The 13,400-nt window shown below is 52.8% G+C and carries 11 protein-coding genes; 7 read left to right on the plus strand and 4 right to left on the minus strand.

From position 1 onward, the window contains the following. Positions 1 to 2: 2 nt before the first annotated feature. The 5 genes from HMPREF1261_RS12355 (at position 3) to HMPREF1261_RS03080 (ending at position 6,917) form a co-directional block, all read left to right on the plus strand. Positions 3 to 896, plus strand: a complete 894-nt coding sequence (locus HMPREF1261_RS12355; protein WP_023029931.1) for an AbfB domain-containing protein — start codon at positions 3 to 5, stop codon at positions 894 to 896. A 12-nt stretch (positions 897 to 908) separates the two neighbouring features. Beyond that, positions 909 to 3,260 (plus strand): ALF repeat-containing protein, encoded by a 2,352-nt coding sequence (locus tag HMPREF1261_RS03060; RefSeq protein ID WP_023029932.1) that lies wholly within the window; start codon positions 909 to 911, stop codon positions 3,258 to 3,260. Positions 3,261 to 3,301: 41 nt separating this feature from the next. Beyond that, positions 3,302 to 4,494, plus strand: a protein-coding gene (locus tag HMPREF1261_RS03070) for an IS3 family transposase (protein ID WP_100067808.1) whose coding sequence is annotated in 2 segments (ribosomal slippage) — positions 3,302 to 3,581 and positions 3,581 to 4,494 — 1,194 coding nt in all. Because the reading frame shifts where the segments join, the coding sequence is not laid out codon by codon here. Between the two features lie 107 nt (positions 4,495 to 4,601). Next, entirely contained in the window at positions 4,602 to 5,960 is a 1,359-nt protein-coding gene (locus HMPREF1261_RS12360; RefSeq protein WP_023029933.1) for an HNH endonuclease, read from the plus strand. A gap of 9 nt (positions 5,961 to 5,969) precedes the next feature. Next, positions 5,970 to 6,917: an SMI1/KNR4 family protein gene (locus tag HMPREF1261_RS03080; protein WP_023029934.1), complete on the plus strand. Its 948-nt coding sequence runs from the start codon at positions 5,970 to 5,972 to the stop codon at positions 6,915 to 6,917. Between the two features lie 188 nt (positions 6,918 to 7,105). Here the strand turns inward: HMPREF1261_RS03080 and HMPREF1261_RS03085 are convergent, their stop codons facing one another. From HMPREF1261_RS03085 to HMPREF1261_RS03100, 4 genes are all read right to left on the minus strand, one after another. Beyond that, positions 7,106 to 7,921, minus strand: a complete 816-nt coding sequence (locus HMPREF1261_RS03085) for an ABC transporter ATP-binding protein (RefSeq protein WP_051142510.1) — start codon at positions 7,919 to 7,921, stop codon at positions 7,106 to 7,108. After that, entirely contained in the window at positions 7,921 to 9,045 is a 1,125-nt protein-coding gene (locus tag HMPREF1261_RS03090) for an iron ABC transporter permease (RefSeq protein ID WP_023029936.1), read from the minus strand. The genes HMPREF1261_RS03085 and HMPREF1261_RS03090 overlap by 1 nt, the downstream gene beginning before the upstream one ends. Further along, on the minus strand, positions 9,042 to 10,199 hold the full coding sequence (locus HMPREF1261_RS03095; RefSeq protein ID WP_023029937.1) for an ABC transporter substrate-binding protein: 1,158 nt from the start codon (positions 10,197 to 10,199) through the stop codon (positions 9,042 to 9,044). The genes HMPREF1261_RS03090 and HMPREF1261_RS03095 overlap by 4 nt, the downstream gene beginning before the upstream one ends. Before the next feature lie 152 nt (positions 10,200 to 10,351). Continuing rightward, entirely contained in the window at positions 10,352 to 11,713 is a 1,362-nt protein-coding gene (locus HMPREF1261_RS03100) for an MATE family efflux transporter (RefSeq protein WP_232207979.1), read from the minus strand. Positions 11,714 to 12,226: 513 nt separating this feature from the next. On the opposite strand from HMPREF1261_RS03100, the gene HMPREF1261_RS03105 reads away from it, so the two are divergent. Then, positions 12,227 to 12,985 carry a hypothetical protein gene (locus tag HMPREF1261_RS03105; protein ID WP_023029939.1) on the plus strand — a complete coding sequence of 253 codons (759 nt, stop codon included), beginning with the start codon at positions 12,227 to 12,229 and terminating at the stop codon, positions 12,983 to 12,985. Between the two features lie 149 nt (positions 12,986 to 13,134). Continuing rightward, on the plus strand, positions 13,135 to 13,386 hold the full coding sequence (locus HMPREF1261_RS03110; protein ID WP_023029940.1) for a hypothetical protein: 252 nt from the start codon (positions 13,135 to 13,137) through the stop codon (positions 13,384 to 13,386). Positions 13,387 to 13,400: the final 14 nt, after the last annotated feature.

Here is a 13,400-nt window from a genome sequence, read left to right on the forward strand (position 1 = left end):
TAATGAACTTTTCTTTTAAACGTCTTTTTGTAGGTGTACTTTCTGGTTTAGCGTTTATGAATCTAGGCGTATCTCCTGCATTGGGTGCAGACGATGTGGAGATCACTGCCGGCGATGGCGGGATCATCCAAAAGGAATGTGGTACGTCTTCTGAATACATTCGTGTCGATTCGGCTTCCCTATCTGGCTCTCGAGCTTGTTTTTTCTTAACAAAGCCGACTGGTTGGGTTGCGCTTAGCATTACCGGTTCCTACGGAATCGTTAATGAGCTTAAAGTCCCGGTAGCTGTTGCTTTTAAACTCCCTGGCGGTGATGTCTACTGGCAGCGTGTCGTTAAACCCGGAGGCGTACAAAACATCGATGTTGATCGCCGTGGTTCTACCGTTGTGGAAATTCAAGTTACGCCGGTTGCGACTTCTACCGGAGCCGCAACCGGCAATCTAGATATCGACGCTGAGTCCCCGAATGTCGTTAGCTTGCGTTCTGCAGGGCGCAATGCAGCAGGAAGAATTCTTCGTCTTTCTTGGTCTGGGGTTGAGCTATCCACGCTTGATAGAAACTCACAGTTTAACGATCGACTTGATGGTTCTTTTAAAGTAGTCCCAGCTTTAGACGGCTCCCAATGCATATCGCTTGAGGCCGCTGCATATCCTGGCGTGTATCTGACGATGCGAACAAACGGAACGGTATCAGCATTGTCTTCCCCTTCTCCCCAAGGAGCTACGTGGTGTCCTTCCACAGTCAGTGAAACTCCTACGGGAACGCGATTGTCTTCGGCTCTAAATCAGTCTCGCGTTCTGACAACACGAGGTTCCCAGGGCGTAACGACAACTTCATTCAAGAGTGCTGAATCTGTGTGGTTTGTTGACCAAGCGTTAGCGCTTCCAGGAAAGTAAGAGGTTAAGAGCATGCCGCGCAAAACAATCTCTCTGCAATTAGAAATGGTTCGCATTGTTTGTGTCTTACTTGCGGCTATTTTGGGCACAACGTTTTCTTCAGCAAATGCTATAGCTCAAACTGACAGTTTGAGAGTTTCCGAGCAAGCTCTACAAGAGCAAGACGCACGTGACTTCGCGGTGAGCATGCTCGATACTTCTTTCGAGTCTTCGCGTCAAGCAGCAATTGCTGCACTAAGCGGATCGGAACACGAGTGGTCTGCGTATGTTAATGGCGGTCGCGAAGAAGCACAGCTACAAGATCTGCGCCAAATACTTACTACCTTGTCAACAGTTGGTGGACAGCAGTTACAAGAGCAAGCAAATCGTCTTCTTCAATCGGGTTCGACTGATGAGATAAGTAATTTTATTGATACTGGATGGCAAGAAGCTCAACGTAAAGACGATAGAGCTCAAGCGTGGCAGGCGGCTCAAGCTGAAGAAGGAACAAGTCTAAAATCCGCTGCTGATAAAGCTCTGCGCGAGGACACAGTAGAAGCGCTCAGTGAATTTGCTGCCCAGGGTGAGGATGAGGCTCGGGCAAATGATAAGCGCAGGGAAGTCTACGAGCTCGTAGATTCAGAATTGCCAACTGTTTCCGCTAACGCATCTGAAGCACTCCGAATTGGCACAGATACAGCAATTGACGAATTTCTTCGTTATGGGCAGTATGTGGCTGCTGATCAAGATGCTGAGCATATGACGGTGTCCCAGCTGGTAGATCTTACGATTAAAGAATCTAAGACAGCTACAGAGGAAAATAACAAAGCATGGATGCAAGCGGATCGTGCAGCGCGAGCCGCGGAAGCTGCACGAGTTGCGACAGAACGTTCACGCGATGAAGCTTTAGCAGCAGATTCTGCGCAACAAAGAGCAGGTAATGCTGCAACAGCAGCTGGAAAATTAGCTACTCAATCAGCCAATATGGCTGATCAAGCTGTAGCTGCATCTCATGAGGCGCGAGCTGCTCTTCAAGAGACTGCTGCTGCTTTATCAAGAGCTGCGGCAGCTTCTGCTCGCGCTCAGTCCGCTGCAGCACAAGCGGCTTCTGCCGCAAATGCTGCGGCTTACGATGCTGCTGCAGCACGAGGGGCGCGGGTAGCTGCCGAGAATGCCCGCAATGCAGCCCAGGCTGCACGACAATCTCAACAAGCCTATCGCTACGCGGAGGGGGCCGCAGGACATGCTCAATCTGCAGGTCAGGCAGCAGGATCAGCTGCCCGTAACGCGGACGCAGCCGCAGCTGCAGCCTCAGATGCAGCTAATGCAGCAGGCGTTAGCCAGCAGGCGGCGAATGAAGCTCGCGCAGGCGCCGCACGCGCTAGAGCAGCAGCAGGACGTGCCAGGGCAGCAGCTAACGAAGTTGACCGGATAGTGGCGACTATCCGTAGCCTGGTAGAGCAAACCCGCAAAGCCGCTAGAGAAGCTGCAGAGCATGCCGAAAAATCAGCACAAGCAGCAGATGATGCTGCTCGTGAAGCAGGAAATGCTCACTATGCAGCACAATTTGCAGGGCAACACGCTCAGCTTTCTAGTGAATCTGCAGAACGAGCACGAAACAACATCCAGCTTGCTAAATCTATCCACGAGCAAGCATTAACCGTTGCCGAAGAACGACTTCGTACAGAACGGGATTTCCTTAAAGACCAAGCTCGACTTGCACGCGAAGTTCAAGACACCACAGACGCAAATAGGAATCAAGAAGAACAACGCAGGAACGATCTAACTCAGAAAATGGAAGAGATACGTTCTTCTCTTCCAGCCGACGAAAGCGAATTTACTCCTTCCGAAAACGCAATATCTGATCTTCGCCAACTTGCGCTAAGTGCGGCGCAGGTTGGTACCCCGTCTGTAGCAGGGGCAGCCAAAGTGGCACTTTCGGGAAACAATGAAGAAGACCTTATTGAATATGCTTTTAATGCATACCCAGATGCGGTATATGAAGACAACCTAAATCTAGTCAGCCATTGGGCACTGAACGATCCCAACGAAGAAATACGTAATGCTGCTGATGAAGCCGGCTATGAAGATGACGTAACTATCGATGAGTTCGTCAACGTGACAGTTCCAGAAATGCGTATTCCTGGGCTTATTGAACAAGCCTGGGCTTTAAGAGATGAAGCAGGACCGCAGGTTCAAACTGCAGCTGACGCGGCCCTCAAAGAGGGAACGTTTACCGCGTTGGACGGATTCATCAACAAGGGAGGCTACGAAAAAGCCCGCTACTTAGATCAACTTCAGCAGGCTTATGCATTAACTGATACTGGCGGTGATGAAGTAAAGATTGCAGCTGAGGGACCTGACCCCTGTTTGGTGGACACCTGATATCCAGCCCAGTCGGGCTGGAAGAAAGGTAATCTACCACCATGTCCAGGTACTCCGAACAGTTCAAACGCGATGCCGTGGCCCTCTACGAAAACAATGAGGACCTCTCACTGAACTCAGCATCAGCAGAGCTCGGTATCAACCGTGCCTCGCTGCATTCTTGGATCAAGAAGTACGGCACCGGCAAACGTGCCCGCACAAAAAGCATGCGCGACAAGGTCCAAGCAGCGAATGATTCCGAACGGATCCGCCAGTTAGAAAAAGAGAACGCAAAGCTGCGCGAAGAACGTGACATCCTGCGCAAGGCCGCGAAATATTTTGCCGAAGAGACTCACTGGTGATCCGCTTCCAGTTTGTCTATGACCACCGAACCGAATTCTCGGTTAAGCGGATGTGCCAGGTGTTAAAGCTCAATCGCTCCTCGTTCTACAAATGGGTGCAAACCCGCGAAGAACGCAGGTTAAAGACGTGTTCGGATGCTCTTATTGGTGCAAGAATCAAGACCATCTTCGATGATGAATACGGGCTTTATGGTGCTAAACGCATCGCTGCAAGCCTTAAAGCCGATACGAGCTTTGGCCCGATAAATCACAAGAAAGTCGCACGAATCATGAAATCCATGGGACTTAAAGGCTTTACCAAACGCCGCCGATGCGTCACTACCAGGCGTAAGCCTGGTCACCGCGTCATGCCAGATCTAGTAGGCCGCAGATTCACAGCTGACAGGCCAAACCACGTCTATGTAGGCGACATTACGTACCTGCCGTGTAAGGGCGGCAAGAACATGTACCTGGCCACGGTCATCGACGTCTACTCGCGCAAACTTGTCGGACATGCACTCGCCGATCACATGCGGGTATCACTGGTTATCGAAGCTTTGTCCCATGCCAGGAAAGTCCGCGGAAGCCTTAAAGGGGCAATTTTCCATTCTGATCACGGCAGCGTGTACACCTCACAAGCCTTTAGGAACTATTGCTCGTCGTTGGGTGTGCGCCAGTCTATGGGAGCGGTAGGAACGAGTGCTGATAACGCCCTAGCAGAATCGTTTAACGCCACGCTCAAGCGGGAAATCTTGCGTGACAGGAAAGTCTTTGACAATCCGATCTCCTGCCGCCAAGAAGTCTTCCGGTGGTGCATGCGCTACAACACACGCCGACGGCACTCCTGGTGCAATCTTTCAGCTCCTGACGTCTTTGAAGCCGAGAATTCAGCTACACTGACTAGAGCAGCATAGCTAACCCCCGACGTGTCCACTTTCCGGGGGTCAGGCCCGAGGCGGCAGTTACTGGAGATCGCCAACAGCTCAATGAATTCATCTCAGTTGAGCAGTACCGCCGTGCGATGCTGGACGAGCAACGCAATGCTCATAATGCAGAAATAGACGCTTTACTCAGTACTGGACAGTATGCCGCAGAAATAGCGTCACAACAAGCAGCTAATGCTCAGCAGGCGCACAAACAGGCAACTGGTGACGCGCAGCGCGCTGCAGAATATGCACGTCAAGCTCAACGTTGGGCAGGAAGCGCACAGCAGTCAGCGCAACAGGCTCAAAATCATGTTGCGTCTGCCGGTAAAGCACTTTCTTTCGCTCTCCAACAGCAGCAGCGAGCTCATCAGGCAGCAAATTCAGCAGAGGCAGATGCAAATCAGGCTGAATCCAATGCAGATCAAGCTGCATCCTACGCAGCGACTGCACAATCAGCGGCACAGGCCGCGGCTACGTCCGCAGCTTCTGCACGTCAATCAGCAAACGCTGCAGGGCAAGATGCTTCTTTGGCATCCCAGGCTGCTAATGACGCTTATTTTGCCGCCTGGGAAAAAGAAATGGCAGAACTAGAGCAAGCGCGCTCAGCACAAGCCGAAGGTCTTATAAAAACGGAACCAAAAAGCGTTTTACAGAAAATTAAAGACGCTATTGGAAAAGAAAGCCTAGACCTCATCCTTGATCTTATTGGCGTTACCGATGTCTTAAAATGCTTTCACGGTGACGTGTCGGGATGTTTATGGACAGCAGTTGGCCTACTTCCTATAGGAAAAGCAGGAAAGCTCATCAAGGCTATACCTGCAATCCGTAAGCTGATTGGAAAAACTGGCGCCATTAAACGCGCTATTCAATATTCTCCGGTCAAAGCTGCACTCGACGACGCACTAATACCAGCCGCTTGTGCTGGGCTGGGAGTTGCTACTTATCGAACCCAGCATTTGACCATTCGCTCAGGTGTGTACCACACTCCAGCGCCAGGAGCACACTCTTACGCAACCATTGCTTCCAAGTGCAAATATCCCTCAACTGTTAAGCCGTTGCCTAACGGTCGATATCCTATTAACGGGCGATACGCTGGAGGCGTGTGGAGAAACGGCGACCGGTCGCTCATGCCTGAAAATTGGCCATACGGGGATATTCCATTCACAAAGGAAGGGTTCCCTGACTTCACGAATCATGTTCAACGATACGATGCTGGTGTAATGAAACAAGGGGTAAAACCGGATCTCATTATTACTCCCACTGGCCGTCGGTACAAAGATATTCGAGCCGCTGATAAAGCTTTGGGTATCGATGCCAAATACCGTAGAGAAAATCAATTAGTCTGGCATCACCATCAAGATACGGGAAGAATGCAACTAATCCCAAGAGATCTCCATAACGCAGTCCGCCATTCCGGTGGATACGCCAAGTGGGGAAAGAACATCAACGCATAGGAGACCAAAATGACGAGTAACCCGATTGACTTCGAATTTCCAGGCAAAAACTGCACATCACTGCGTATTCGCTCTTTGGAAAAAGCCTTAGGCAAAAAGCTCCCAGAAGAATACCGAGAACTAATTAAAAAGTCAGGAGCAGGAATTCTTTCCCTCAAAAACTCCTTTTTAACATTCCCATACGACGGTGACGATTCCTATGAGCTATCTGTCGAGCAGATCCTAGGCAATGGGCAAACCCGTGAGGGAGATCCGAATGATCTCGTTGACTATGGCCACTTTCTAGCCGATGAGTATGAAATTCCAAATGAGGTTTTGCTGTTTGGGATTTCCGAATCTGGAATGCACGAATACCTCGCAATCAACTACGGGCTTGAAGAATACCCTCATTTGAGTGTTCTGTACTGCGATGATGAAGCTGACGGCCCTGAAGGAATAGTTAAAATCGCTGATTCCTTTGCTGATTTTCTCAACCTTCTTGGCCCTCATCCTGACTATGTGGATGACGACGAAGACGAAACGCAGGAAGATAAAAACTATGTCCACAAAAGAAGCACTCAGGGACCACTTGTCGACAAACTACAACGAGCAATCCAGCTAACGCCAACACCTGGTCTGGAGAGTCATATTCGCAGGGCTGCTGAAAAGACGACGTTGAACGTTACAAAGATTTCTCCAGAACTGTTCGCTTTCCTCGATTTGGTGTACTGGGCTCTTCAACACGATGCCCCATTCCAAGGAATTGAAGACGTAACCGGCAATAAGCCAGATTCTCTAGACGAACTGCTGACCCACTCATTCCTTATCGAGGAAAGAAAGTCAGGCTTCCTCTGCAGTATCGCACCCTACGAAATCTGGTGGAACACACGCGTGGATGAAGGAGCTTTGGTGCAAAAAGGCGACGGCTTCTATCTCAACCAAGATGTTGTAGACAAAGCACTAGAGCAGTCCCGATAACCACCCCGCCGACGTAGCTCTACCAGAGATTGGGTTTCTTACCCACCATCCGGCGCTGACGCCGCATCAGCTTGTCAACATAGTCCACACCTAAAAGCACTGAAGGGTCCTGACCCCCGACGTGTCCACTTTCCGGGGTCAGGCCCTAGAATCTGACCGGATGCGGCTAGATAAACTCGAGCAACCCCTTATATGGCTCTGGATGTGGTGATTGCTGCAGAGCCGTCGTCAGTAAGGGTGACTTTTCCTTCTACGCGGTAGACTTCACGCAACATTTTCGCGGTTAACACATCCTCAGCTGCTCCGTGTGCGTATACAGTGCCCGCGTGGAGTACCGCAATGCGGTGAGCGAAGCGCGCTGCTTGTGAAAGATCGTGCATTGAAACCACGACCGCCGCGGGTGCTTCAGCTGCATAGGCGCGAATATGCTCCATGAGGATGAGCTGATTTCTTAGATCGAGAGCGCTGGTTGGCTCGTCCAGTAGTAATGCCTGCGGCCGGCATACGATGGCCTGGGCGAAGCTTACTAATTGACGCTGGCCGCCGGAGAGCTGGGACATTGTTCGGGATTCTAGGTCCTCTAACCCCAGCCGCGTGAGGACCGAGCTGACTCGGTCCTGTGTGGATGTGGCTACCCGTAGTCCGCTGAATCCCGTCCGGGAATGCTGGAGTGCCAGAAGCACCGATTCGAATACAGTAAGGGTGCTTTCCGGCGGGGGATCCTGTGGCAAATATACTGCCTCGGGCCCAGTGACGTCGCCGCTGAATCGGCATAGGTTAGCCATGCAGCGCAGCAAAGTCGACTTACCAGCGCCATTAGGGCCGACGAGGGCGGTGACGGTTCCAGCTTCGATCTTTGGGAGACATACGTCATTCAGTATCGGTGCGTCTCCATGGGAAAAGCACAGGTTATCTACCCGAAGTGTGGGTTCTGGCGGAACCGTGGGCAGTTGTTCCACGAGGGGGTCCTTTCTGGGGCAGGAAGTACTGGAAGAGGCGATCATTAGGTGGGGGAGACGGTCCGGGGGCGGCGTCGCAAAACAATGAGGACGACGAACACGGGAACGCCCACAATCGCGGTGATGATGCCGACAGGCAGAATCGCCCCAGGCTGGATCAGCTTGGATACTACTGAGGCTGAGGTCAGCAAAAGTGCACCTGAGATGATGGACGTGGTAAGGAAGAAGCGTTGGTCCTCACCAACGAGCATCCTGGCGATATGTGGGCCGACGAGTCCGATGAAACCGATTGTTCCGGCCATCGAAACGGCAGTTGCCGCCATGAGGGAGACTCCCACCAGTGTGTACGTGCGCAGCTTTGGAATGTTGATACCCATGGACCTAGCGCGGTCGTCGCCCATTCGAAACGCGGTCAGTGTCCAGGCATTGCGGTAGAAGTAGGCAATTCCGATTAATGAGATGACCACGAGAAGGCCGATCTGAGGCCACGTAGCGCGCGTAAGGCTGCCCAAGGTCCAGAAAACCACCTGCTCTAATTGAGTCTGCGAGGCGAGGTACTGCATTAGCGCTAGCAGAGCATCAAAGAGGAATACGATGGCTATGCCCAGCAGAATCATTCCCTCGGTACCAGAGCTCTTTGACCGAGAGAATAGGACGATCACCGCACAAGCCGCGAGGGCGAAGACCCAAGCACTGCCCGCCATTCCCAGCGCTGCCCCGATTCCCGCCGCGGTGAATCCTGAGACGGTGGCAAAGGCTGCGCCAAAGCTCGCAGCGGCGGAAATGCCCAGCGTATAGGGCTCTGCCAAGGGGTTATCCAAGATGGTTTGCATCTCTGCGCCGGCAGCAGCGAGGGTGCCACCGATGAGCACCGCTGTGACGGTCATAGGCAGACGTATATCAAAGATGATCTGCCGGTCAATTGGGCGGGAATCGCTGGGATGAAAGAGCACGTAGAGCGCCTCATTTGCGTTCAAACTGCTGCCGATGAGGAAATCTATGGCAATGGTGACGCATAGCAGGGCCGTAAGCCCTGCGATGATCGCTACCTTTCGCCTGCTAGCTGTTCGGTACCAGTTTGACCGGGGGCGTTGCCGTTGCGGGGTAGAGTTTTGGTCGTCCACCTCGCTTCCAGTGGTAATTGATTGCGCTCGTGCTCCGCTGCTCATGGCAGACCAGTCCAGAAGGTACCGCTAGCTTCCACGGGGAGGAGTTTTTCATGTAGTTCTTCCAAATCGGCCTGCGGGTCGACATCGGAAAACAGATCGGGGTGCATGGCTTTGGCAAACCACTCGATGGCTAGGTAGTTGTACGGGGAGTCGTAGAAGTGATGCCACGCAGCGTAGGCCCGCTTGTCCTTGACAGCCCGCATTTCCTTGAGGACAGGTTGCCCGTCAACGACGCGCTGGAAGTCTTGGGCTGCCTGTTCGGTCGATTCATCGTAACCTAGCGGAACAAAGCCATTCTTCTTTGGCTGCTGCTTGGCACCGGTCCAGTCTGCGCCGGTGGCGATGATGACGTCAGGGTCTTTTTCAGCTAGCGCCTCGGGAGAGACTTGCCCCTGCTTGGCGTCGATCATATCGTCGCCCACGTTTTCGCCACCCGCTGCGTTAACAATTTGGGCTAGGTTGGACTTAGCGAAGGTAGAGCAGCAGTCGAAGTAGCCGGGAGCTCGCCAGAGGAAGGTCGGTGTGGGGGTGGCCTTGGCTTTTTCTAGGCGCTCCTGAACCATGTTCACCTTGGACTCATAGAACTCGGCATACTCTTCCGCTTCCTTCTCGTGGCCGAGTACCTTGCCGAGCAAGCGCACGCTCGGTGCGGTGTTCTTCACCGGGTCGGTGAAGTAGTCGACGGTAACGGTGGGGATTCCGGCCTTTTCTAGACCGTCTACGATGCCAGCATCCTGAGCAGCTTCGAAGCTGCTTGCGGAGACAATGAAGACATCTGGACGGGAATTCAAAGCTTGCTCAACGGACATCGAGCCGTCGTAAACTTCGCCAGTTTGCTCAATATCTTCGATCTCTGAGAATTTCTGTTCGTACTTCTTGTACGTGCCAGGGTCGTTCTGCTCCAGGTCATCTGGCCAGGCAACGATGCCCTGAAGTGGGTTTTCTTTGTTGAGGATGGATGTCGTGTAAAGCATCCGTTGTCCGCCCATGAGGACCCGATCGATGTTCTTCGGGACCTCGACTTCGCGCCCGAGAATGTCGGTGATCTGTTGCTTTTCTCCGTTATCTGCGGTTTGTTGTTCATCGTTAGTGCTGCAAGCAGCGGTCATAAGGAGGGCAGTGGCGGTGACGGCTGAGGCGACTACGCGGGCCATTCGGTGGTGAGGGGCGCGTGGGGTTTTAAAACCGCGAGCCCTAGTTGTCGTGAGGGACAAGGCAATCCTTTCTTCCAAGTGGATCTATTAGGTTAGCCATACCTTTGTTTTTTTCAATGGGTGATGAAGCTTTTGCCCCCGCAACATTCCCGTTAAGTCAGTTTATTCAGGCGGCAGGAATATGTGCGTAGTAGCAGTACTGCCGTGGTTGCGAAACCCATGATGAGTCCTAACCAGACGCCATATCCTTCCCATCCGAGGAGCTTTCCAAATGTCAGAATTCCGGGGACGCCAACCAGCCAGTACCCGATGAGGGTGCAGCGTAGCCCTGAGGTGGTGTCTTTCAGGCCTCTCAGTAGGCCCACTGCCACGTTTTGGATTCCTTTGGCGAACTGTTGCAGTACCGCGAGACATAGGAGCAAGACGGCAATGTGAAAGGTGGTGGGATCTGCCTCTTTTAAGAAAGGATGCAGTACCCACCTGCCCAGCAGAAGCCACAGCGCGCCCATTATTCCCAGATACGTGAACACGACGAACAATATGCGCCGGGTAATCTCGCGTACTGAGTCGGCACTCTCGGCCCGAGCCCTTGTGATCAGCACCGAGCCGCCGTGAGAAAAGCCGATGCACACTTGGTAAACGATGTACGCCAGTTGGTTCACAATATTGTGCGCCGCTAGCATCTGTGGGCTGAACGTCCCCATCACTAAACCGGCGATGGTTGTTATTGCAGCCTCCGAGCCATAGGTCAGACTGACTGGTATCCCGAGGCGGACGAGGCGGCAGATAGTCTCCCCATCTCCTTTACGCGGAAGGATGTGGAAGTAGGGCTGTAGCTCGGGAATGCGCAGTATCACAATCCGGAAGGCCAGGAAGGTAAGCAGTTGGATGACAGTTGTAGAAAGCCCGATGCCCGCTACCTTCCAGTAGTCCGATGCTGCCCATGTCATAAATAACCAGTTCAATGCGATATTTATAAATATCGATATCAGCGTGATGGTTAGCAGGGATCCGGGTTTTCGCATGCCCACGGCGTATTGACGCAGGACATTGAGCCACATCATCGGGACTAGACCGGGCGCGAGCGCTAGGGTCATGGCGAAGGTGAGTTGGGCCACGTGCTTGTCGATGGGCAGAACAAGGACCAATCCGCCTAGGGCGATGACCAGTAACGCGCCGAGAATTGCAGTGCCTGTGGCCACCGCGAAGGAGGAGCGCACAGCCCGCCGGATCTGCTCTGCTCCCGTCTCGCAATTTTGACAAGAGGTTTTCTCTTTTTCCATTTTTGCTGCTGCTTCAGCCACAAGATTTGAGCCGGCCGTCACCATGCCCACGCACATCGTGCGGATCTGGTTGTACAGCTGCATCGCTAGGCCGCCGCCGGCTATTGCCAGTACGCCCACGGATTGCAGCATCAATACGTCCGTGGTGGTCAATGCAACTCCGGCAAGTTGCACTCCAGCGATGGGAAGAGAAATTCCCAGAACTTCGCGATATTTCCGGATGGATTTCAACCTCGCAGCCACCTTCACCTTCGGACTAACATTCGTCTCGGCCCTCGCTTCTCATCTTCTAAACCTCGCCCATTTTGGCGGCTGATCTCCAAGACGCTGCGGTTTCTAGCCGGAGATACGCAGCACATCCGATTCATTTGCGGCCTCCAGGCCGTTGAAGCGAATGGCGCTGCGATACATCTGCACCAAAGGTGCAATCGGACGCTGCCGTCTGCACCATGGAAATTAGTGGTTCGCCCCTGCGGATTCAGCTGGTGCTGGCCGATGCCCCAGCGGTACCACCGTTGGTTGAGACCGAATCCCGCCTAGGGCCGATATTTGCAGCGGCAGAGACTCCCTTCAAAGCATGAGGATTATACCTAGTTTAGGTAAGGCTACCATAATTGAATATTTCCACTTCAAACACTTCAGGTGGAAGGAGTGTGAAGATGGGTAGGAGAGACAGCCTATGTTCCAGTAGCTTTTGATCCGGAGGTCTACGTTTTCGTCACCGCGACGCGGTATGCTGCATTTATGCCTAAAATTCTCTCTTCTTCTTGCGCGATCCTCGCGGTAGCCGCTGTCGCTTTTGTTACCGGCTGTTCAAATTCCGATGAAGCTAATAATGCTGACGATAAGCCGAATTTCACCGGTTCCAGCGTGAACTCGGCTGCCAATGAGGAGGCCATCGCATCCGGGGCTGATGGCGCCGATGCTGATGGCGAGGGCTCTAAGGAAGAACCAGCCACGGAAACCGTGACGGAAAAGGCCGAGGGAAAAGCAGGTTCTGGGGAGAATAAGATCATCCCGGTCGAGGATCTGTATTCGCTGTGGGTACCAGCGTTGTGTGATCATGGCTCCGGCACGTTGGTGGATGGGACTTTGCCCGAGCATTTAAAGACTGGATACCCCAATGCTGCCGCCGGGCTAAAGCTCAACAAGGATGGAACCCCTAAGGGTGCTTACGCCGACATCAACGGCGATGGCAAAGATGAAGCTGTCATTACCTATGTCTGCGATCAAGGCGGCGTGGCCTGGCCGGATAATTTGCTCATTTATGACAATGACCTGAATTACATTACCCAGGTAGAAGACTGGACCCGTAATGGAATGGAGCCAGCACGCAGGCATATTAATCAGCTGGAGTGGACTGACGATACTGTGACCGTAACGTGGCGTGCCCATGGGGAAGGCGAATCGGGTGCTGTGGCCACGCATGAACTTACGGGAAACCTCACCTTAGATGGTGATAAAGCGAACCTAGAGATGACGGGGCACCGGAAGACCTCTTAGATCGGTGGGATTCTGCTGCGGCATTTCATACCGGGGGATGACGCGCCTAGTCCGGCGCAGACTTAATCTTGGAAATGTACAGGGCAAGTCAGGTGTGGTTGTTTGCTGGCTTTGTCCTAGAGATAAACATTACTCGACGAAAGGACATCATGAGTGCCTCGGAACTTTATGTAGCAGCAGCGGAATCCACTAACCCTAATGACACGTGGTGGTTCCTCGGGTTCCTGCCCATCCTTTTGCTCGTCGCGTTCTGGATTGCGGCGGTCATTTCTATTATCGCTTCTGGGTACACGATTGCGGCCAAGGTGCTCTTTATCGCCGCTACCTTTGCCCTTCCCTTCTTGGGGCCGCTTATCTGGTTCCTCTTTGTTCGCGGCAGGGAAGACAAACAAAGGCGCTAGAAGGGCCATCGCCC

The organism is Corynebacterium sp. KPL1818, from assembly GCF_000478135.1.
GTDB classification, from domain to species: domain Bacteria; phylum Actinomycetota; class Actinomycetes; order Mycobacteriales; family Mycobacteriaceae; genus Corynebacterium; species Corynebacterium accolens.